Consider the following 20,091-nt stretch of genomic DNA (forward strand, 5'->3'; position numbering starts at 1 on the left):
TTTCACACAGTAAATAAAGAGAGGGGCGGAGACCTTGCGGGCACCCGTGTTGACAGGCGTGTACGCAGGCAGCGCTGGTTGGCTGCATCGCTGGCACTGGGCTTGGGCGTTGGTGCTGCTTATGCCGAGGAAAGAGAGGTGCTGCTCAATGCGGGTGAACGGACGCTTACCTTCGATTGGCCCATGATACGGGTGGGTACCGGTGAGTATCCGGAAGGCCCAACCGGCGTTACGGTGTTCCACTTTGCTGAAAAGGTTCTCGGCGCGGTGGATGTGCGTGGTGGTGCGCCGGGCACCGTCAACACAGAGTACCTGAAGTTGGGCTACGACCTGCCTGAAGTGGACGCGGTGGTTTTCGCCGGCGGCTCCTGGTACGGCCTGGAAGCCGCCACGGCGGTTGCCTCGGCGATGAAGGAGGACGGTCTGCGCGATGGCAATGCATTCAGTGCCGAACCCAATATCGCCCTGTCGGTAGGTTCCATTATCTATGACTTCGGCGCCCGCCGGCTGAATGAAATCGTGCCGGACAAGCCCCTGGCTCAGGCAGCTTTTCGCAACGCGCGCCCGGGCTGGTTTCCCCAGGGAGCTCAGGGGGCTGGTCGCATGGCAATGAGCGGCTACTTCTTTGGTTGCAATGCCATGTCTGGCCAGGGTGGGGCATTCAGGGAAATCAACGGGATCAAGGTGGCGGCGTTCACTGTGGTGAACGCAATAGGCGTGATTACCGATCGCGATGGAAATGTCCTTGCCTGTAACCGCGATCCAGAATGGCCGGCGGACATGGATACCAGTGCGCTGCTGGCGCGAGCCAATGGCCCCCTGGGTATCGGCTCGGCGGTAGCCGACCCCGCTGGAAATGGCGCCAGCAAAAATACAACGGTGAGCCTGGTTGTCACCAACCAGAAGCTGAGCCCGGCGGAGTTGAATCGGCTTGCCGTGCAGGTTCACACCTCGATGGGGCGTGGATTGCAACCCTTTGCCACGCAATTTGATGGCGATGTGCTGTACGCGGTATCCACGGCAGAAGTGGAGGAGAAGTTGCTCAGCTCTGCCGAGATAGGTGCCCTGGCATCCGAGGTCATGTGGGATGCCATTATCGCCTCTGTGCCGGAACAGCCGCAGCACCCAACCCCTCAACCGGAGCTGAAAGTGGGGCGCGCCTTGCTTGACCAGTATGCCGGCGTCTACGAATTCAGCCCCGGGGTCTCTCTGCAGGTAGTTCACAAAGACGGAGTCCTGCGGGCCACAGCGACCGGGCGGCGCGATGTGTTTGCGATTGCCCGCGACAGGGAAGTGCAGTTGGTGCCGGTCAGCAGTACGGATTTTACGGTTGCCAACCGCTATCCGCTCACCCTGCGCTTTCAGGAAGACGGTTCGCTGCTGGTCAATCCAGGGCACTGGCAGCAACTGTCCCGCCGCAAAATACCGATGTAGCCATGGCTCCACCGAACGCTTTGCTCAAGGATCGCGATAACTTTCTGGCCAGGTTGTTCAAGAACAATCGGCAGGAACTATGCCACTACCTGCGTGCGCGGTATGGTGCTGGCTCTCCAGATCCGGAGGATGTTGTGCAAACAGCGTTCCTGAAGCTGTCACAGTTGGAAAACCTGCACCGCCTGCGCAATCCGAAGGCCTTCCTCTACCGGGTGGCGAGGAACCACCTGATCGATGGTCGTCGTCATCAGGCGACCTGTCAGCGCTACCTTGATGCAGAGCAGCGCTGTGTTACCGAAACCGGTTCCGACAGTGATCCGGCGAACGTATTGCAGAGCGAGCAGGATGCGGCGGTACTGGAGCGGACCATAATGAGCATGGATGCAAGGGAAAGGGATTTCCTGCTGTTGTTCCGCATTCATGGCCTAAGCTATACAGAAATTGCGCGACGATCTGGCATGTCGCGCAACGGTGTCAAAATGGTGATAGCACGGGCGATGACAGTTTGCGAAAGCGCGCTGGAGTCGCCACCGCCAGTGGAACAGCGTTTGTGAAAGACAAGAACGATCATACCCATCGAGGTACTTTGCCCGATGAACAGGTGGGGCATATCGCGCGTGACTGGATGCTGAGAAAAGCATCGGGAAAGCTAAGTTCGCAAGAGGAAGCGGCATTGCAGGCGTGGTTGGATGCGGATGAGCGCCACCGTCTGTTCTATCGGCAATCGCAACGCACCTGGCGGGCATTGGGCGAACTCAAGGACCTGCGTGGCAAGGTGTCGCCGGAATTGCTGGAAGCAAGGCAGTACCGCTGGTGGCAACCGAGGTTTCCACGGCTTTCCTGGGCTGGGTGGGGCGTCACTGTGGTTGCGCTGTTGTTGGTATTTCTGCTTCCAGCGTATCTCCTTCCCTCATCGGTGCTTGCGCCAGGTGTCCGCTTCAGCACCGGGACCGGTGAGATTCGTCAAATCCGCCTGGATGAGGGTTCAACAATTACCCTCGGCGCCCGATCCGTTGTTCAGGTTCAACTGTCGGCAGACTGGCGCCGCGTACAACTGGTGGAAGGTGAGGCATTCTTCGATGTCGCACGCGATGAAAAGAGGCCCTTTCAGGTTCGTGCCGGCGATACGGAAGTCAGTGTTCTTGGTACCCGTTTTGAAATCCATAAGGGGGCAAGGCGTACCCGAATATCGGTGGAGCAGGGGCTAGTGTCAGTTCGCAGCGCCGGGCCTTCAACATCGCCAATGCAAGATGCGGGCGCTGCTGGTACACCCACAACGCTACTGCTCAGCGGTGGAGAATCGGCATTCAGGGACGCCGGAGAAACCTGGCTAAGACAACGTGCAGCCACTCGACACAGCGCCAATTGGCGCGATGGACGCCTGGCCTATGATGGTGCGCCTTTGCGTGAAGTGGTTGCGGATATCAATCGCCACCACGACCGACAGATCATGTTGGACGATCCGAACCTGGGAGACCTGCGGGTCACGGCCTCTTTTCGAGCCGCCGATATCGGAAAGATGATCTCTCTGCTTGAAAATGGTTTGGGATTGCGTGCAGAACCGGTTGATGCCGACAAGCTGGTGCTGTTTGCTGACGAGCATCGCCAGGTAGAAAAAAACTGACTTGGCGCTGCCGTTTTCATCGTCTTCTCCGTCTTATTGTTGAGCTGTCGCCCGCCAGTGATGGCCTAGCCTAAAATAATGAGGGAGTTGTGCTAGATGTTGATTTCCAGTTTTTCCAAGCGGCCGCTTGCTGGCCTTCTCCGGGGCAGTGTGTTGTCGGCCTTTTTGGCCGCCGGCCTCGTCGCACATTCTGCTGCGCAATCGCAGGAGCATGCTTTTAGCATTCCATCTGGCAGCCTCGCCAGTGCCCTGTTGGCCTTTTCAGAGCAAGCCGACGTTACGCTGCTTGTGCCAGACAATCTGGTAAGCGGAAAGTCGGCTGCGGCATTGCACGGTGTAATGAGTGATGAGCAGGCGCTGGATCAACTGCTGCGTGGCAGCGGCTTACAGTTCCGCCGGGATGAAAACGGTGGGCTGATCGTATTTGCGTCGATTGAGCCATCCGTTGAAGGAGCACGGCCGATGCCGGCAGGTGATCGGGCCGGCGATGCTCAAGTGCTGCCGGCCCGTGTGGCTATTGAGGAAGTGGTGGTTACGGCGCAGAAGCGTGAGCAGAGTATCCGCGATGTTCCCATCAGTGTGGCTGCGCTCGGTGGCACCGAGTTGAAGCAGCGTCGCATCAATGATTTTTCCGACCTTTCAATGGCTGTGCCCAGTCTGTCGATTCCGGAGCGCGGAGGTGCTGGGGATCGTTTCATCTTCCTGCGGGGCATGGGCAGTATCCAGGGTAGTACACCACTGGTCGGCATCTATCTCGATGAAGCCAGTGTCACTACTTTCCCCGGCGCTTCGCTGAATCTGCAAACCTATGATATGGCACGTGTCGAGGTGCTGCGCGGTCCGCAGGGCACACTCTATGGTGTTGGTTCGATGGGCGGAACGATCAAGTTTATCACCGAGGAGCCACAGTTGGATGAGGTGGGTGGAAGGGCCGATGCTTCCATTAGTCACACCAAGGGCGGTGATCCAAGTTACCGCATGAATGGTGTGATCAATGTGCCGATCATAGATGACGAGCTTGCCATGCGAGTAGTGGGAACCTACGTCAACCGTGGCGGCTGGATGGAGCAGCCGGCGCTGGACCGGGAGAACATCAACGACGAAGAACTGGCCGAATTGCGCACGCGATTGCGCTGGCTGGCCGGTGAGCGCCTGGAAATGAATGCCACGGCGATTGTGCACCGGGGTAATTCTGGCGCACCCAGTACTGGCGAAGATGATCAGGGCAATTACAGCCAGGCATTTTCCGATCCAACCACCCCTTCTGGTGGGCACGACTATGAACTCTATAACCTGACCCTTGATTACGACCTTGATGTCGCTCACCTGCTGTCCACAACCAGCTATGTCGATGCCGAGCGGCGTCAGCGGGAAATTGGTTATCGCGTTCCATTTGGCCTGGACGAAGCAAGCCTCTATCACGCCAAGTTCAGCGAAGACAGCATCAGCAAATCCTTCACTCAGGAAGTCCGCCTTAGTTCTTCTGGCGGAAGTGCATGGAATTGGCTGGTTGGGGCTTTTTATCGGGACGCAGAGTTGGATAGTCAATTCGATAATTTCAGATTTGGGCCGCCTGGACAGGATTTTGTATTTGATGTTTTAACGAACGTTGAGACGCGCTCCTGGGCGGTGTTCGGCGAAACCAGCTACAGCTTCAATGACCGGCTGGAGATTGGGCTTGGTTTGCGCTATTTCGAGGATCGTCAAACAGCGGCGGACTTTGTCGCCGCGACCGAGGACGACGCGAATTTCGACGCAGTCAGCCCACGCATTTTCCTCAGCTATGACGTCAATGACGACATAAAGGTCTACGCCAGTGCCTCCGAAGGCTTTCGCAGCGGTGGCCTGGCCGGCGGTATCGGCGTGAGGCCCTTTGAACCGGACACTGTCTGGTCCTATGAATTGGGTTCGAAGATGTCCTTGTGGCAGGGGCGCCTGAGTGCTGATGTGGCTGTGTTCTACTCGGAATACAGCGACACACAGGTGGACAGCATCAACCTTGTTGGTAATGACCTGCGGCAATACACCAGCAATGCCGGCGATGCGGAAATCAAAGGCATCGATTGGGAGGTATCCCTGCTGGCCAGTGAAAACCTCAGCCTGGGAATGGGAGGCGAGGTTATTGATACCGAGTTCGTTGAGATCAGGTCGGTATCGGCATCCCACGCAGTGGGAGACCCGCTTGATTTTATTCCCGACTACCACGTCAGTCTCTGGGGGCAATACGACGCTGAGTTATTTGACTGGGCGGAAAGCTACGTTCGTCTGGACTACACCCAAAAGGGGCCCTCGCGGTATGGGAACCGCACCATTTGTGAGTGCTTCGAGTCCTACTCTGGAACCATCAATATGCTGAATGCGATTGTCGGTTTTAGCCGCGACGACTGGAGCTTGAGGATATTCGCAAAAAACCTGCTGAATGAACGGGGTTATGTTGATGCGGAGTCGATTGAGGAAATAGCCGCCAGGGCCCGCCCGCGCACTGTCGGTATAGAACTCGGCTTTGGATTTTGACCCCGGCCAAAACGCGGTGACATCATCAGTGGCACCGCCAGCGGTCGCCCAGCCGCGGTTGCCAGTGGCTGCGCGGCAGCTATTGGCGTTGGTTACTTCATGGCTACCCTGGTGATACCCCAAGCTGTACAAATATTGCCCACATAAAAATAGGAATGATTCTCAGGCGCGATGATGGTGCAGGCGACCTCGGCGGGGCACGCTCTGGCACAGAGCCGCCGGCCCGCGCCTGCGAAGGTGGCCCGGGCTCCGGCGAGCCGCTATAATTGCCGCCTTTTTAAACAGTGGCCGCCGCCTTGGCGGCCCGCCCCGGCCCCGCGGCCGGGCATTTTCCGGACATCGATACGCACCCATGGCTCTGTTTCTTGAATTTCTCGCCCAGCAATGGATTCTGGTGGCCGCCCTGCTGGCTGCCGTTGGCATGCTGATTTTCCACGAATCACGCAAGGCCGGCCCGTCGCTCAGCCCCCAGCAGGCCATCAACCTGGTGAACCAGGAGGGCGGCGTGTTTGTGGATTTGCGTGATGGCGCCGACTACAAGCAGGGCCACATCACCGGCGCCCTGCATATTCCCTCGGCCAAGCTGGATGATCGCAAGGGCGAGCTTGAAAAGTATCGCGCCGCCCCCATAGTGCTGGTATGCAAGATGGGTCAACAGGCCGGAGCCGCGGGCAAGAAGCTCAAGGCCAGCGGTTTCGACAAGGTCTACAAAATGACCGGCGGCATGATGGAATGGGGCAACCTGCAATTGCCCACCACCAAATAACAACGCGCCAGCCATGACAGCAAAAGTCACTATCTACACCACGCCCTACTGCCCCTACTGCATCCGCGCCAAGCAGTTGCTGGAGGGCAAGCAGGTGAGCTACACCGAAATCGGTGTCGATCGCGATCCGCAGTTGCGCCAGCAAATGATGCAGCGCAGCGGCCGGCGCACGGTGCCGCAGATCTGGATCGGCGAGCGCCATGTGGGTGGCTTCGACGATTTGGCCGCCCTGGAACGCCAGGGTGACCTGAACGGCCTGCTCGGGCTGGCGAACTGACGATTACATCACTAATGGAGGAAGGCCCCATGGCCGACGAACAAGCAGTAACCGGGCAGGAAGCGCCCCAACAGCAGTTTTCCATGCAGCGCATCTACACCAAGGATCTCTCCTTTGAGTCCCCGTCCAGCCCGGCGATTTTCCGCAAGCAGTGGCAGCCCAAGGTCAATGTCGACCTGAACACCAAGAGCGACAAGCTGGACGACAACGGCAACTACGAAGTGGTGCTGACCATCACCCTTACCGCCAAGGTGGAAGAGGAAACCGCCTTTCTGGTGGAAGTGCAACAGGCGGGCATTTTCTTTGTGACCGGTATCGAAGGCGAAAACCTGCGCCGCGTGCTGGGCACCGCCTGCCCCAACATCCTGTTCCCCTACGCCCGCGAAAACATCGACGCCGTCTGCGTGAAGGGCGGCTTCCCCGCCGTGATGCTGGCCCCGGTGAACTTCGACGCCCTGTACCAGCAGGCCCTGGCGCAAGCCCAGGCCCAGGCCGGCGAAGCAGCTCCCGCCGCAGCTGAGGGTGGCGAAGCCGCCACCCACTGAGCCGCGCACCAGGCTCTGTGATAACCCCCGCTCATGCGGGGGTTTTTTGTTGGGGGGGATTTGTAAAGCGTTCTAGCCCTATTGGCCGGGCGTTTTTTGCGTCGGCTGCACTTTCTTGTTGGCTGTGAGGTCTTGCAGAGAGCCGGAAATGTATTTGTGAATAATGCTCGACACAAATGTCTGGTACGGAATACCTTCTTCCGAAGCCCTTGACTGGATAGCCGTTAAATCCCTGTTTGAGATTCGAATATTTATTCTTTTGTCTTTTCTAAAGGTGTTGCTGGCAATCGTCTCCAATTCCGTCTTGCGCGATTCAGTTAATACCGACTCAAATTCGCCAGCCTCCACGGCATCAAGCAGCGCTTTCTCTTCTTTCGATAACTTGCCTTTGCTCATGATCTATCTCCAAGGTACAACCTGGTGAATTTTCTGCTGGGGATGATTGTTTTCAGAAAGAGTTCATCTTCGCTTTCCACATACGGGACGAGATGAACGTAATCCTTGATGCAAATAATAAAAATCCGCTGGTTGGGGTAATCGGAGGCGTTTGGGTGGGCTATGTCATCCAGTAGATCGCCATTTTCAATATGGAAAATCGCCTCCTCGAAAGAAACGCCTCGACCAACTATAAGATCCTGGTTTTTATCAGGATTCCAATTATAGATTTTCATTGGCGGAAGTGTAGCGCAGCTGTGTGCATTTTGTCATCAGGTCACAAGCCGGGGCTGGCCAGTTCACCTCATCGCCGGGTAATCCAACTGCCTGAGCGCCTCGTACAGCACCAGCGCGGCGGTATTGCTGAGGTTGAGGCTGCGGCTGCCCTCGCGCATGGGCACCCGGATGCGCTGCCCCAGGGGCAGGTTGTCGCGGATTGCTGGCGGCAGCCCGCGGGTTTCCGGGCCGAACAAAAGGGCGTCTGATGGCAGGTAGCCCACGCTGTGGTAGGGCGTGCTGCCGTGGGTGGTCAGGCCCAGCAGGCGGGTGTTCGGGTAGGCGGCGCAGAAGCTGTCGAGGTTGGGCCAGGTTTGCACGGCGGCAAATTCGCGGTAATCCAGGCCGGCCCTGCGCAGTTTTTTGTCGTCCAGGTCAAAGCCCAGCGGTTCGATCAGGTGCAATTGGCTGCCGGTGTTGGCGCACAGGCGAATGATGTTGCCGGTGTTGGGGGGAATCTCCGGCTGGTAGAGCACGATACTGGGTACGGATGCGGGCATCGGCGCAGTCTAGCGGCGGCGGCCGGGCGCCGCCAGCCTGGCCGTGCTTGCCTGGTCGAGCTGCCTGGACGAGCAAAGGTGTCGGTGCGTTGCCGTTTTAAGCCGCCCTACATATTCAGGTCTTTCATTTTGCGGGTGAGGGTATTGCGCCCCCAGCCCAGCAGCTCCGCTGCGTCGCGCTTGCGCCCCTGGGAGTGCTGCAGGGCGACCTCGATCATCACCCGCTCGAAGGTGGGCACGGCCTGGCGCAGGATGTGATGCTTGCCCTGCACCAGTTCGTTGCGGGCCCATTTGTACAGCAGCTCGCGCCAGTCGGACTGGGTGCCGGCCTCTGCCGGTGCGGTGGTTTTGCCCAGTTCCGGGGGCAGGTCGCGCAGGTGAATTTCGCGCCCCGAGGCCATCACGGTAATCCAGCGGCAGGTGTTTTCCAACTGGCGCACGTTGCCCGGCCAGTCCAGGCCAATCAAAAACTGCTCGGTTTCCGGCAGCAGCACCTTGGGCTCGCCGCCCAGTTCCTCGGCGGCGCGCTGGAAGAAAAACTGCATCAGGCGCGGGATGTCTTCGCGGCGCTCGGCCAGTTTGGGAATGTGGATGCGGATCACGTTCAGGCGATGGAACAGGTCTTCCCGGAAGTCGCCGCGCTGCACCAGCTCCTCCAGGTCCTGGTGGGTGGCGGCGATAATGCGCACATCGACCTTGACCGGCGTGTGGCCGCCCACGCGGTAGAACTCGCCGTCCGCCAGCACCCGCAGTAGGCGGGTCTGGGTTTCCGCCGGCATGTCGCCGATTTCATCCAGAAACAGTGAGCCGCCGTTGGCCTGTTCGAAGCGCCCCTCGCGCTTGGCGTTGGCGCCGGTGAAGGCGCCCTTTTCGTGGCCGAACAGCTCAGACTCCATCAGGTCCTTGGGAATGGCGGCCATGTTCAGGGCGATGAAGGGATTGGCGGCGCGGGGGCTGTGGCGGTGCAGGGCGCGGGCCACCAGTTCTTTGCCGGTGCCGGATTCGCCGTTGATGAGCACGGTGATGTTGCTGTGGGCAAGGCGGCCGATGGCGCGAAACACCTCCTGCATGGCCGGCGCTTCGCCGATGATCTCGGTCTGGGGCAGGGCCTCCGGCGCGGGTATCTCGCCGCGCTTTTCCCGCGCCTGGGCCAGGGCGCGTTCGGTGATGGCCACCACTTCGTCGATGTCGAAGGGCTTGGGCAGGTATTCAAAGGCGCCGCGCTGGTAGGACTCCACGGCGGAGTCGAGGTCGGAGTGGGCGGTGGTGATGATGACCGGCAGTTCCGGGTAGTGTTCGTTCAGGTGGGAGAGCAGGGCCAGGCCGTCGGTGCCTGGCATACGGATGTCGCTGATGATGACGTCGGGCTTTTCGTCCCGCAGTTGCTGCAGCAGGCTGTCGGCGTCGCTGAAGCTCTCGTTGTCGATACCCGCCTGGTTAAGGGCGCGCTCCAGCACCCAGCGAATCGAGCTGTCGTCGTCGACCACCCAGACCCTAGCTTGTCCTGTCATTCTGCTGTTCCATTGGTAGGTAAATTGTAAAGCGTGTGCAGCCCGGCTCGCTGAGGCATTCCAGCAGGCCGCCGTGGCGGTTGATGATCGACTGGGCGATGGACAGGCCGAGGCCGGTGCCGTCGGCGCGGCCCGTGACCATGGGCACAAAGATGGATGACTGCAGCTCCTCGGGAATGCCGGGGCCGTTGTCAGTGATATCAATGCGGCACACCAGGCGGTGGCGCTGGGCGCCGATGGTGAACTGGCGCTGGGCCCGGGTGCGCAGGCAGATGCCGCAGTCGGCGGGCGTATCCGCCGCCTGCATGGCGTTGCGCATGATGTTTAGAACCACCTGGATCAGCTGCACCCTGTCGCCCGGCAGGTCGGGCAGGCTGGGGTCGTAGTCGCGGGTGATGGTCACCTCGCCGCCGCTTTCGGCGCTGATCAGGTTGCGCACGTGTTCAAGGATTTCGTGGATGTTGATCGGCGCCAGCTGCAGCTGGTGGTGGGGGCCCAGCAGGCGGTCCACCAGGTCGCGCAGGCGGTCGGCTTCGCGGATGATGATGCGGGTGTATTCCGCCAGGTCATTGTCCGGCAGCTCTTTGGCCAGCAACTGGGCCGCGCCGCGCACCCCGCCCAGGGGGTTTTTAATCTCGTGGGCCAGGCCGCGAATCACCGCGCGGGTGGTTTCCTGGGCCTGCTGCATGCCCTCTTCCCGGCTGATGCGCTGCAAGCGATCCACCGGCTGCAGCTCCAGCAGCAGGGTGTCCACCTCGCCGGATTGCAGGATGGGGGTGGCAAACAGGTCCAGGTGGATGGTCTGGCCGGTGTGCAGTTGCAGGGCCATGCCGCGGCGGGCCACCGGGGCCCTGGCGTCCAGCACGTGGTGCAGGGTTTCCACCAGCTCATCGGGCTCGCTGCTCAGCAGGGCGGCGTGCTGCCCTTCCACCCGGCCCGAGGAGGACTCCAGCAGGGCCTGGGCGGCTGCGTTGATGGAAGTCACATGCAGTCCGGCGTCCAGGGCGATAACCCCGGTGCTCAAATTGTCGAGAATGTCCTGTTGTTGCGCCATGCCTGCCCCATGATTGACCGCGCTACTGCGGCATGCCTCTTGGCGTAGCAAAAATAGAGCCAAAAAGAGGCACACTGGTGCAGAAACTTTCGATGTTCGGAAATCGCTGGAATTTCAGGCGACTGCTGGCGTCACTGGCTGATTTTTCGCGAACTTGCCGGGCTCGCGGCACGCCAGTGAGGCACAGGCAGGGCCTTGGATGCCCAGCAATGCACCATTATGGTGCATTGCGCGCCGGCGGGTGTCCAGTCTGGGGCCTGCGCTGTTATTGCCCCCGGCGGGGCAACATGGGGCGCATCAGCTGGGAGTTGTTGCGCAGGTTGCTGCGCAGGCCCTCCACGCCCTGTGCCGGTGGTCTGGCCAGGGGCGGCCGGGGCCAGGGCCGGTCCGGGTGCAGCGGTGGGTAGGTTGGAGGAAAGTGCGGCGGGCGATGGTGGTGGGGTGGGCGCACTGGGCCCAGGTACACCGGGTAGCCGCCGCTGTAATAATCACCGGCATAGCCGGGATAGGTGTCATCCGCCGGCCCGCGGTCGGTGGCGGCCAGCTCGCGGCGCTGTTCGGCGCGCTGCTGCTCGCGCTCGCGGCGGTCTGCTGCCATGCGGTCGGTGGTGTCGCGCATGTCCTCAAGGCGCTGCCGGTAGGTGTCGCTGTCGCTCGGGTCCGCCGTGGGGTAGTGCAGGGTTTGCGCGCTGGCGCCGGGCGCCGGTGGGCTGTCGGAAAAGCTGACGTTGCCCTGCTCGTCCACGGTTTTGTAGACCGTGGCGGTGTCGGCAAGGGTGGTGGCGGCGCACAGGGCGAGGCCGCCCAGCAGTGTGGCGAAGGGGTGCATGGCCATCAGTATAGTTCGCCCGCGCTCTGCCAGCGCCTGTCCAGAAACGAATGCCCAGAAACAGAAAAGCCCGCACGGAGCGGGCTTTTGCTGGGGCGTGAAGCGTGGCTTACACAGAGTAGTACATGTCGAACTCGACCGGGTGAGTGGTCATGTCCAGACGGGTGACGTCTTCCTTCTTCAGGGCGATGTAGCCGTCGATCATGTCGTCTGTGAACACGCCACCTTCGGTCAGGAAGCTGCGGTCCGCGTCCAGGGCTTCCAGGGCCATGGTCAGGCTGGAGCACACGGTGGGGATCAGCTTGCCTTCTTCGGGCGGCAGGTCGTACAGGTCCTTGTCGGCGGCGTCGCCGGGGTGGATCTTGTTCTTGATGCCGTCGATGCCCGCCATCAGCATGGCCGCAAAAGCCAGGTAGGGGTTGGCGGTGGGGTCGGGGAAGCGTACTTCCACGCGCTTGCCTTTGGGGCTCGGCTCGTAGGGAATGCGGATGGAAGCAGAGCGGTTGCGGGCAGAGTAAGCCAGCATGACCGGAGCTTCAAAGCCGGGAACCAGGCGCTTGTAGGAGTTGGTGGACGCGTTGGTGAAGGCGTTCAGGGCGCGGGCGTGCTTGATGATACCGCCGATGTAGTACAGCGCGGTGTCAGACAGGCCGGCATAGCCGTCGCCGGCGAAGGTGTTTTCGCCGTCCTTGTAGATGGACTGGTGTACGTGCATGCCGGACCCGTTGTCACCCACCAGCGGCTTGGGCATGAAGGTGGCGGTTTTGCCGTAGGCGTGGGCCACGTTGTGCACGCAGTACTTGAGGATCTGGGTTTCGTCGGCCTTCTTCACCAGCGTGTTGAACTTGACGCCGATTTCGCACTGGCCGGCGGTGCCCACTTCGTGGTGGTGTACTTCCACGGCCAGACCCATCTGGGTCATGGCGGTGCACATGGCGGCGCGGATGTCGTGCAGGGAGTCAACCGGCGGTACCGGGAAGTAACCGCCCTTCACGCGCGGACGGTGGCCGATGTTGCCTTCTTCGTAGCTCAGGTTGGAGGACCAGGCCGCTTCGTCAGAGCTGATGGTGTAGCCGGCGCCGCTGATGTCCGCGTGCCACTTGATGTCGTCGAAAACGAAGAACTCGGGCTCCGGGCCAAAGAAGGCGGTGTCGCCAATGCCGGTGGTTTTCAGGAATTCCTCGGCGCGGCGTGCCACGGAGCGCGGGTCGCGCTCGTAGCCCTGCATGGTGGAGGGCTCTACGATGTCACAGCGCAGGATGATGGTGGTGTCATCGGTGAAGGGATCCAGCACGCAGGTGCTGTCATCGGGCATGAGGATCATGTCGGATTCGTTAATGCCCTTCCAGCCGGAAATGGAGGAGCCGTCGAACATCTTGCCTTCTTCGAACATGTCTTCGTCGACTTCGCTGGCAGGGATGGTCACGTGCTGCTCTTTGCCGCGGGTGTCGGTGAACCGCAGATCCACCCAACCGGCTTCGCTTTCTTTGATCAGATTCAGAGTTTGCTCTGACATTGGTTTTCCTCCATGGGATGTAAATCGTGCCGCTATCACGGCCCGTATGCGTGTTACTGGTGCGGCGGGCTCTTGCGATTGCCCGGACAGCGGCCAGAGTTTTCAGGCAGTGTCAGTGATAGCAAGAGCTGTGCCAAAAAGGTGCTTGTCCTAACTATTTGAAAAACCGAGGGAAAATACCAACACCCTGCACTGGGATGAAGCGTGCGCTCCATAATGGTGCGCTTGTGATTCATTTTGGTGCGAAATGCGGCGCGCGGTGGTTCGCAAGCGACCACACAAGCCCGGCGGCAGGCCGTATAATACGCGCCCATTCCGCCCCATTCCTACTCGTCCCCATGAAATTTGTTGTCAAGTTCTTCTCTGAAATCGCCATCAAGAGCAAGCCGGTGCGGCGCCGCTTTGTGGACAAGCTGTCGGAGAACCTGCGCACGGTGCTGAAGGACATCGACCCCGAGGTGCGGGTGAACCGCCACTGGGACAAGCTGGAGGTGGAAACCGCCGCCGACCCCGCCCGGCAGCGACGCATGGTGGATGCCATGCGCCACGTGGCGGGCATCACCTACATCCTGGAGGTGCAGGCGCATCCGCTGGGGGATCTGGACGACATCGTAGAGAAGGTGCTGCCGGTGTACGGCGAGCGCCTGGCCGGCAAAACCTTTGCCGTGCGCTGCAAGCGCAATGGCGACCACGACTTCACCTCGGTGGAGGTGGAGCGCAAGGTGGGCGGCGCCCTGCTGGCGCGCACCGATGCGGCGGGGGTCAAGCTCAAGCAGCCGCAGGTCACCGTTGATATCGAGATCAGCAAGCGCACGCTCTATGTGGTGGGCGAGCGTCACCGGGGCCTGGGCGGCTACCCGGTGGGCAGCATCGACCCGGTGCTCTCGCTGATCTCCGGCGGCTTCGACTCGCCGGTGGCCAGCTACCTCACCATGAAACGCGGCATGCGCACCCACTTTCTGTTTTTCAACCTCGGCGGGCGCGACCACGAAATCGGGGTCAAGGAGGTTGCGCTCTATCTGTGGCAGAAATACGGCAGCGGCCAGCGCGTGCTGTTTATCAGCGTGCCCTTCGAGGAAGTGGTGGCCGAGCTGCTGAACAACATCCAGGACAGCCAGATGGGGGTCATCCTCAAGCGTATGATGCTACGGGTGGCCGATCGCATTGCCGCCGACCTGGACATCGACGCCCTGGTGACCGGCGAATGTGTGGCCCAGGTGTCCAGCCAGACCCTGCGCAACCTGTCGGTGATCGACGAGGTCAGTGAACGCCTGGTGCTGCGGCCGCTGATTGCCACCGACAAAGAAGACATTGTGAACATGGCGACGGAGATTGGCACCCGCGACTTTGCCGCCAACATGCCCGAGTACTGTGGGGTGATCTCGGTCAACCCCACCACCCGGGCCCGGCTGGAGCGGGTGCGGGCCGAAGAGGCGCGCTTTGACATGGCCATCCTCGACCGGGCGCTGGCGGGCGCCAGGCAGACCCGCATCGACCGCCTGGCCGATGAAGAGCTGGAGCGGGTGGGCGTGGAAGTGTTGTCTGTGCCGCTGGCCGGCGCCACCATCATCGACATTCGCCACCCCGACGAAGAAGCGCTGGCGCCCCTGCAGGTCAACGCCGAGGTGGCGAAGATTCCCTTCTACCAGCTGCATGCCCGGGCGGCGCAGCTGCCCCGCGACAAAACCTACATGCTCTACTGTGGCAAGGGCGTGATGAGCCGGCTGCACGCCAGCCACCTGCTGGCAGACGGCGTGCTGCCGGTGAAGGTGTACGCTCCCTAGGGAGGGCTTTGCGCCTTAGGCGGCTTGCGCCCGAGTCTCGCCCCGCTCAGGGCGTGGACAGCTTCATCACCAGAATGCCCGCCACAATCAGCAGGGCGGCGGCCACCCGCAGGGGGGTGAGGGCTTCGCCCAGCCAGAACACGCCCACGGCGAATGCGCCAATGGCGCCAATGCCGGTCCAGATGGTGTAGGCGGTGCCCAGGGGGAGGGTGCGCATGGCCAGTGCCAGCAGGCCGAAGGAGCCGACCATGGCAACCAGCATAAGTGCGGTGGCGCCGAGGCGGGTAAAGCCATCGGACTGTTTCATGGCGACCGCCCAGACGATTTCCAGCAGGCCCGCCAAAGCGAGATAGAGCCAGGACATTGCAGTTCTCCTGTCTCCGGGTCGTCCCGGCTGTTTAGCCCAGTGCGGGGGAGGTCGTCCTCACGGGGTGTGATTATGGGGGCGATGGCGGCAATTTCAAGGCCAGTGCGCGGTAATAGTGCACGCCTGCCCCGGCCGGGGTGGCCGCCGGCCGCCGCGCGGCGGTGTGACATACTGCCGCTTGGCAGACTACGGCTGTCACCGTCCGTAGGGTATAATCCGCCGCCATTTTTACCCGCTGACCCCCACGGGGCACAGGATTTCCCTTGATCGACAATCTCCGCAATATCGCCATCATCGCCCACGTTGACCACGGCAAGACCACACTGGTGGACTGCCTGCTGCAGCAGTCCGGCACCTTGGACCGCCGCTCCGAGGGCGCCGAGCGTGTCATGGACTCCAATGACCAGGAGCGAGAGCGCGGCATTACCATCCTGGCCAAGAACACCGCCATCAAGTGGAACGACTACCGCATCAACATCGTCGACACCCCCGGGCACGCCGACTTCGGCGGCGAGGTAGAGCGGGTGCTGTCGATGGTGGATTCCGTGCTGCTGCTGGTGGACGCGGTGGACGGCCCCATGCCGCAGACCCGTTTTGTGACTTCCAAGGCCTTCGAGCAGGGCCTCAACCCGATTGTGGTGATCAACAAAATCGACCGTCCCGGCGCGCGCCCGGACTGGGTGATGGATCAGGTGTTCGACCTGTTTGACAGCCTCGGTGCCACCGAAGAGCAGCTCGACTTCCCGGTGATCTACGCCTCCGCCCTGAACGGCATTGCCGGCCTGGACGACAGCGACATGGCCGACGACATGACACCCCTGTTCGAAATGATTGTGGACAAGGTGAGCCCGCCCCAGGTGGACCTGGAAGGCCCCTTCCAGATGCAGGTGTCGGCCCTGGACTACAACAGCTACGTTGGCGTGATTGGCGTGGGCCGCATCAAGCGCGGCAGCCTGAAGCCCAACCAGCAGGTGGTGATCCTCGACCGCGAGGGCGACAAGCGCAAGGCCAAGGTGCTGCAGGTGATGGGCTACCTGGGCCTGGAGCGGGTGGAAGTCGCCGAGGCCACCGCCGGCGACATCGTCTGCATTACCGGCGTTGGCGAGCTGAACATCTCCGACACCCTGTGCAACCCGGATCACCCGGAAGCGCTGCCCGCGCTGACCGTGGACGAGCCCACCGTGAGCATGACCTTCCAGGTGAACGACTCCCCCTTTGCCGGAAAGGAAGGTAAGTACGTCACCAGCCGCAACATCAAGGAGCGCCTGGACCAGGAGCTGATCCACAACGTGGCCCTGCGCGTGGAGCAGGGCGATACCCCGGACAAGTTCAAGGTGTCTGGCCGCGGCGAACTGCACCTGTCGGTGCTGATCGAGAACATGCGCCGGGAAGGCTTTGAGCTGGGTGTGTCGCGCCCGGAAGTGGTGCAGAAGGTGGTGGACGGCGAAATCCAGGAGCCCTACGAGCAGGTGGTGATCGACGTTGAGGACCAGCACCAGGGCCCCATCATGGAAGAACTGGGCCTGCGCAAGGCGGAGCTTACCAACATGGAACCCGACGGCAAGGGCCGGGTGCGCCTCACTTTTGTAGTGCCCTCTCGCGGCATGATCGGCTTCCGTTCCCACTTCCTGACGCTGACCAGCGGCTCCGGCATCATGACCAGCATCTTTGACCACTACGGCCCGGTGAAAATGGGCGATGTGGCCAAGCGCACCAACGGTGTGCTGGTGTCCATGGTGAAGGGCAAAACCCTGGCCTACGCCCTGTACACCCTGCAGGATCGCGGCCGCCTGTTCCTGGGCCACGGCGAGGACATCTACGAAGGCCAGATTGTCGGCCTGCACGCCCGCGCCAACGACCTGGTGGTCAATCCCACCAAGGCCAAGCAGCTCACCAACATCCGCGCCGCCGGCACCGACGAGGCCCTGACCCTCACCCCGCCGGTGCGCCACACCCTGGAGCAGGCGCTGGAGTTCATCGAAGACGACGAGCTGGTGGAAGTGACCCCCGAGAGCATTCGCCTGCGCAAAAAGCTGCTGCTGGAGCACGAGCGCAAGCGCGCCAGCCGCGCCGCCTGAGGCCGGCAGCCGGCGTGAAAGCCCTGCTGCAGCGGGTCAGCCATGCCGCCGTGGATGTCGGCGGCGAGCGGGTGGGGGAGATTGGCCCCGGCCTGCTGGTGCTGCTGGGCCTGGACCGGGGCGATGATCTGGCGGTGGCAGACAAACTGCTGGACAAGCTGCTGCGCTACCGCGTGTTCAGCGATGACGCCGGGCGCATGAACCGCTCGGTGACCGACACCGGCGGCGGCGTGCTGCTGGTGTCCCAGTTCACCCTGTCAGCCGACACCCGCAAGGGCCTGCGCCCGAGCTTCTCCAGCGCCCTGCCGCCGGCCGAGGCCGAGGCCCTCTACGGTGAAATGTGCACGCTGCTGCAAAGCCGCCACCCGCACTGCGCCTTCGGCCGCTTTGGCGCCGATATGCAGGTGTCGCTGGTCAATGATGGGCCGGTCACCTTCCTGCTGGAGGCGGCGGCCTGAGCTTCAGGCGGGCGCCCGGTACTGCATGTGCACGTGCAGGATGCCATCTTCCAGATACTCATCCCCTTCACTGACAAAGCCCAGGCTGGTGTAGAAATCCAGCAGATAGGCCTGGGCGCCGATGCGGATGCCGCTGCTGGGCCACTGGGCCAGGTTGAAGTCGATACCGCGCTGTACCAGTTCCCGGCCGAGCTTCAGGCCGCGGGCCTCGGGTGATACCACAATGCGGCCGAGGGAGCTTTGGGCGTAGCTGAGGCCGGGCGGCAGGCAGCGCAGGGTGGCGAGCAGCGCGTCCCCACGCCAGCACAGCAGGTGCAGGGCGTCCTGGTCCAGCCCGTCCAGATCCTGGTAGGGGCAATCCTGCTCTACCACGAAGACGGCCTGGCGCAACTGCAGCGCCGCGTACAGTTCCTTCAGGCTGAGCGCTTCGAAGCGCTTGATCTCCCAGCGTAGCTCACTCAATGGTGATGGCCCCCAGCGCCGTGGGCGTGGCCGTGGTCGATCTCTTCCTGGCTGGCGGCGCGCACATCGACGATGTCCACCTCGAAGGTGAGGGCCTGCCCGGCCAGCGGGTGGTTGGTGTCCACGGTGGCCGAGTGGCGGCCCACCTTGAGCACGGTGACCGGGTGGCGGCCCTGCTGGGTGTTCACCTGCACCACCATGCCGGGGCGCAGCTTGCCGCTGAACAGCAGGTGCTTCACCGGCACCTTCTGCTCGCGCTCGCTCTGGCGCTCGCCGTAGGCATCCGCCGGCGCCAGGGTGACATCCACATGGTCGCCGGCGGCCTTGCCTTCCAGCGCGGCCTCAAGGCCGGGGATGATATTGTCGGCGCCGTGCAGATAGGCGCTGGGCTCGCCGTCGCGGGAGCTTTCCATTTCGTTGCCCTGCTCATCGCGCAGGGTGTAGTGGAAGGTGGCGACACTGTGCTTGCTGATATTCACGATTGATCTCCTGAAAAGTGCGGCGATTCTAGCACGCATCGCTCGCCTTCCCCGCCCTGGCCGGTGCGCGTATTCCCCCCGGCGGACACTTGCTACTATACTGCCCTGCGTTGCCGCCCCGCATGTTGGCGGGCGGCGCGGCGGAAGGCCGGGGCTCGCAGCACAGAGCCGGGTGCTCGTAGCACAGAGCCGCCAGGGCGCCGGGTACGGCGCTGGCACAACAAGGGTAGAGAATGTTAGCGAACGCAGAGCTCGCACAGGATTTCAATCGGCTGAACCAGCAGCACAAGGAGCTGGTTGCCGCGCTGCTGGATGTGGTCAACATCCCCCCGGTGCGGGTGGAGGTGGAGGCAACACCCCAGGGCAACTTTCGCGGCTTTGACGGCGGCAAGTTCTACCTGGTGGACAGCGGCTCCATCAGCGCCCGCTACCGCGGCCGCACCGTGTACTTTCTGGAAGAGGGCGACATGCTGCTGCCGGATATCGCCGGCCTTGGCAATCGCGATGTGGCGGTGTTCTACGGCAGCGAAGCCGGCGCCAGCCTGTACAGCTACCCGGCGCTGGAATTCATGCAGCGGGTGTTCGCCGAGCCGGCGGCCATCAAGCTGTGGACCCGCCTGCTGATCACCTACGCCGGCATGATGCTGCGCCTGACCGCCGCGCGCACCCACGAAGACAGCCAGGCCACCCCCGGCTTTGAGATGTTCGAGGCCGGTGACATCATCATCCGCCAGGGGGAGCGCGCCGACTATGTGTTCAACCTGTCCTCCGGCAGCGCCGAGGTGCTGGTGGACGATGTGATTGTCGGGCGCATCGGCGAGGGCGAGATTTTCGGCGCCATGGCCGCCCTGACCCACGCCGACCGCAGCGCCACCGTGCGCGCCGAAACACCCTGTGCCGTGGTGAAGGTGCCCAAAGAGCAGTTTACCGACCTTATCAAAAGCAACCCCGCGACCATCCACAGCCTGCTGATTGACATGGCCAACTCCATCGTCAACCTGAACGAGCAGCTGGTGGGCCTGCGCAGCAGCGCCCGCAGACCGCAAACCTGAACCGGCGGGCAGGCTCGCCCCTGTGCCGCTTGTGGGCCGGGCGAGCGCACTGAACGCAGCCATCGCAAAAAACGCTACCATCGCACTGAACACAACCATCGCAACCATCGCAAAGACAGGACCAGTCAAG

General features: G+C 62.0%; 20 protein-coding genes. 11 read left to right on the forward strand and 9 right to left on the reverse strand.

Features of this window, described 5'->3' with window-relative positions; translation table 11 throughout:
* Positions 1-138 precede the first annotated feature (138 nt).
* The 7 genes from DDZ17_RS15870 to secB all read left to right on the forward strand — a co-directional run bounded on the left by DDZ17_RS15870 (position 139) and on the right by secB (position 7,160).
* The gene (locus DDZ17_RS15870; RefSeq protein WP_241505916.1) at positions 139-1,434 is read left to right on the forward strand and encodes a P1 family peptidase; all 1,296 of its coding nucleotides are present in this window, start codon (positions 139-141) and stop codon (positions 1,432-1,434) included.
* 2 nt (positions 1,435-1,436) lie between these two features.
* Entirely contained in the window at positions 1,437-1,988 is a 552-nt protein-coding gene (locus DDZ17_RS15875; protein ID WP_116367947.1) for an RNA polymerase sigma factor, read from the forward strand.
* A complete protein-coding gene (locus tag DDZ17_RS15880; protein WP_116367948.1) occupies positions 1,985-3,058 on the forward strand; it encodes a FecR family protein in 1,074 nt (357 codons plus the stop codon). Before DDZ17_RS15875 ends, DDZ17_RS15880 begins: the two co-directional genes overlap by 4 nt.
* Before the next feature lie 96 nt (positions 3,059-3,154).
* Positions 3,155-5,572 carry a TonB-dependent receptor gene (locus DDZ17_RS15885; RefSeq protein WP_116367949.1) on the forward strand — a complete coding sequence of 806 codons (2,418 nt, stop codon included), beginning with the start codon at positions 3,155-3,157 and terminating at the stop codon, positions 5,570-5,572.
* A gap of 352 nt (positions 5,573-5,924) precedes the next feature.
* Positions 5,925-6,338 (forward strand): rhodanese-like domain-containing protein, encoded by a 414-nt coding sequence (locus tag DDZ17_RS15890; RefSeq protein ID WP_116367950.1) that lies wholly within the window; start codon positions 5,925-5,927, stop codon positions 6,336-6,338.
* A 13-nt stretch (positions 6,339-6,351) separates the two neighbouring features.
* The gene (grxC, locus tag DDZ17_RS15895) at positions 6,352-6,615 is read left to right on the forward strand and encodes a glutaredoxin 3 (protein ID WP_116367951.1); all 264 of its coding nucleotides are present in this window, start codon (positions 6,352-6,354) and stop codon (positions 6,613-6,615) included.
* Between the two features lie 29 nt (positions 6,616-6,644).
* Positions 6,645-7,160 (forward strand): protein-export chaperone SecB, encoded by a 516-nt coding sequence (gene secB / locus DDZ17_RS15900; RefSeq protein ID WP_116368250.1) that lies wholly within the window; start codon positions 6,645-6,647, stop codon positions 7,158-7,160.
* A 78-nt stretch (positions 7,161-7,238) separates the two neighbouring features.
* Here secB and DDZ17_RS15905 read toward each other — a convergent pair whose 3' ends face one another.
* From DDZ17_RS15905 to glnA, 6 genes are all read right to left on the reverse strand, one after another.
* Positions 7,239-7,556, reverse strand: coding sequence for a CopG family antitoxin (locus DDZ17_RS15905; RefSeq protein WP_116367952.1), 318 nt, complete (start codon positions 7,554-7,556; stop codon positions 7,239-7,241).
* 338 nt (positions 7,557-7,894) lie between these two features.
* Positions 7,895-8,371: a tRNA (cytidine(34)-2'-O)-methyltransferase gene (locus DDZ17_RS15915; protein WP_116367954.1), complete on the reverse strand. Its 477-nt coding sequence runs from the start codon at positions 8,369-8,371 to the stop codon at positions 7,895-7,897.
* A 107-nt stretch (positions 8,372-8,478) separates the two neighbouring features.
* Positions 8,479-9,882: a nitrogen regulation protein NR(I) gene (gene ntrC, locus DDZ17_RS15920; RefSeq protein ID WP_116367955.1), complete on the reverse strand. Its 1,404-nt coding sequence runs from the start codon at positions 9,880-9,882 to the stop codon at positions 8,479-8,481.
* Positions 9,866-10,936, reverse strand: a complete 1,071-nt coding sequence (gene glnL / locus DDZ17_RS15925) for a nitrogen regulation protein NR(II) (RefSeq protein ID WP_116367956.1) — start codon at positions 10,934-10,936, stop codon at positions 9,866-9,868. Before glnL ends, ntrC begins: the two co-directional genes overlap by 17 nt.
* 265 nt (positions 10,937-11,201) lie before the next feature.
* Positions 11,202-11,771: a DUF4124 domain-containing protein gene (locus DDZ17_RS15930; RefSeq protein ID WP_241505917.1), complete on the reverse strand. Its 570-nt coding sequence runs from the start codon at positions 11,769-11,771 to the stop codon at positions 11,202-11,204.
* 103 nt (positions 11,772-11,874) lie between these two features.
* Positions 11,875-13,281 carry a glutamate--ammonia ligase gene (glnA, locus tag DDZ17_RS15935; RefSeq protein ID WP_116367957.1) on the reverse strand — a complete coding sequence of 469 codons (1,407 nt, stop codon included), beginning with the start codon at positions 13,279-13,281 and terminating at the stop codon, positions 11,875-11,877.
* A gap of 338 nt (positions 13,282-13,619) precedes the next feature.
* On the opposite strand from glnA, the gene thiI reads away from it, so the two are divergent.
* Positions 13,620-15,065: a tRNA uracil 4-sulfurtransferase ThiI gene (thiI, locus tag DDZ17_RS15940; protein WP_116367958.1), complete on the forward strand. Its 1,446-nt coding sequence runs from the start codon at positions 13,620-13,622 to the stop codon at positions 15,063-15,065.
* Between the two features lie 46 nt (positions 15,066-15,111).
* Here thiI and DDZ17_RS15945 read toward each other — a convergent pair whose 3' ends face one another.
* Positions 15,112-15,429 carry a DMT family transporter gene (locus DDZ17_RS15945; protein WP_116367959.1) on the reverse strand — a complete coding sequence of 106 codons (318 nt, stop codon included), beginning with the start codon at positions 15,427-15,429 and terminating at the stop codon, positions 15,112-15,114.
* A gap of 266 nt (positions 15,430-15,695) precedes the next feature.
* Between DDZ17_RS15945 and typA the strand changes: the two genes are divergently transcribed.
* Both typA and dtd read left to right on the forward strand, forming a co-directional pair.
* On the forward strand, positions 15,696-17,510 hold the full coding sequence (gene typA / locus DDZ17_RS15950) for a translational GTPase TypA (RefSeq protein WP_116367960.1): 1,815 nt from the start codon (positions 15,696-15,698) through the stop codon (positions 17,508-17,510).
* 14 nt (positions 17,511-17,524) lie between these two features.
* Complete coding sequence (dtd, locus tag DDZ17_RS15955) at positions 17,525-17,968, forward strand: D-aminoacyl-tRNA deacylase (protein WP_116367961.1); 444 nt, start codon at positions 17,525-17,527, stop codon at positions 17,966-17,968.
* A 3-nt stretch (positions 17,969-17,971) separates the two neighbouring features.
* On the opposite strand, the gene DDZ17_RS15960 is transcribed toward dtd, so the two are convergent.
* Together DDZ17_RS15960 and DDZ17_RS15965 are read right to left on the reverse strand one after the other, a co-directional pair.
* Positions 17,972-18,430, reverse strand: a complete 459-nt coding sequence (locus DDZ17_RS15960) for a GNAT family N-acetyltransferase (protein ID WP_116367962.1) — start codon at positions 18,428-18,430, stop codon at positions 17,972-17,974.
* Positions 18,427-18,909 carry an FKBP-type peptidyl-prolyl cis-trans isomerase gene (locus tag DDZ17_RS15965; RefSeq protein WP_116367963.1) on the reverse strand — a complete coding sequence of 161 codons (483 nt, stop codon included), beginning with the start codon at positions 18,907-18,909 and terminating at the stop codon, positions 18,427-18,429. The genes DDZ17_RS15960 and DDZ17_RS15965 overlap by 4 nt, the downstream gene beginning before the upstream one ends.
* A 233-nt stretch (positions 18,910-19,142) precedes the next feature.
* On the opposite strand from DDZ17_RS15965, the gene DDZ17_RS15970 reads away from it, so the two are divergent.
* Positions 19,143-19,961: a Crp/Fnr family transcriptional regulator gene (locus tag DDZ17_RS15970; RefSeq protein ID WP_116367964.1), complete on the forward strand. Its 819-nt coding sequence runs from the start codon at positions 19,143-19,145 to the stop codon at positions 19,959-19,961.
* Positions 19,962-20,091: the final 130 nt, after the last annotated feature.

The sequence above is a fragment of the Parahaliea mediterranea genome, from assembly GCF_003402235.1.
In the GTDB taxonomy this organism is placed as follows: Bacteria; Pseudomonadota; Gammaproteobacteria; order Pseudomonadales; family Halieaceae; genus Parahaliea; species Parahaliea mediterranea.

Excerpts from the sequence above, each read along its gene's own strand:
- DDZ17_RS15875 (WP_116367947.1), top strand. The coding sequence starts at position 1,437 with ATGGCTCCACCGAACGCTTTGCTCAAGGATCGCGATAACTTTCTGGCC.
- DDZ17_RS15885 (WP_116367949.1), top strand. The coding sequence starts at position 3,155 with ATGTTGATTTCCAGTTTTTCCAAGCGGCCGCTTGCTGGCCTTCTCCGG.
- DDZ17_RS15890 (WP_116367950.1), top strand. The coding sequence starts at position 5,925 with ATGGCTCTGTTTCTTGAATTTCTCGCCCAGCAATGGATTCTGGTGGCC.
- grxC (WP_116367951.1), top strand. The coding sequence starts at position 6,352 with ATGACAGCAAAAGTCACTATCTACACCACGCCCTACTGCCCCTACTGC.
- secB (WP_116368250.1), top strand. The coding sequence starts at position 6,645 with ATGGCCGACGAACAAGCAGTAACCGGGCAGGAAGCGCCCCAACAGCAG.
- DDZ17_RS15905 (WP_116367952.1), bottom strand. The coding sequence starts at position 7,556 with ATGAGCAAAGGCAAGTTATCGAAAGAAGAGAAAGCGCTGCTTGATGCC.
- DDZ17_RS15915 (WP_116367954.1), bottom strand. The coding sequence starts at position 8,371 with ATGCCCGCATCCGTACCCAGTATCGTGCTCTACCAGCCGGAGATTCCC.
- ntrC (WP_116367955.1), bottom strand. The coding sequence starts at position 9,882 with ATGACAGGACAAGCTAGGGTCTGGGTGGTCGACGACGACAGCTCGATT.
- glnL (WP_116367956.1), bottom strand. The coding sequence starts at position 10,936 with ATGGCGCAACAACAGGACATTCTCGACAATTTGAGCACCGGGGTTATC.
- DDZ17_RS15930 (WP_241505917.1), bottom strand. The coding sequence starts at position 11,771 with ATGGCCATGCACCCCTTCGCCACACTGCTGGGCGGCCTCGCCCTGTGC.
- glnA (WP_116367957.1), bottom strand. The coding sequence starts at position 13,281 with ATGTCAGAGCAAACTCTGAATCTGATCAAAGAAAGCGAAGCCGGTTGG.
- thiI (WP_116367958.1), top strand. The coding sequence starts at position 13,620 with ATGAAATTTGTTGTCAAGTTCTTCTCTGAAATCGCCATCAAGAGCAAG.
- DDZ17_RS15945 (WP_116367959.1), bottom strand. The coding sequence starts at position 15,429 with ATGTCCTGGCTCTATCTCGCTTTGGCGGGCCTGCTGGAAATCGTCTGG.
- DDZ17_RS15970 (WP_116367964.1), top strand. The coding sequence starts at position 19,143 with ATGTTAGCGAACGCAGAGCTCGCACAGGATTTCAATCGGCTGAACCAG.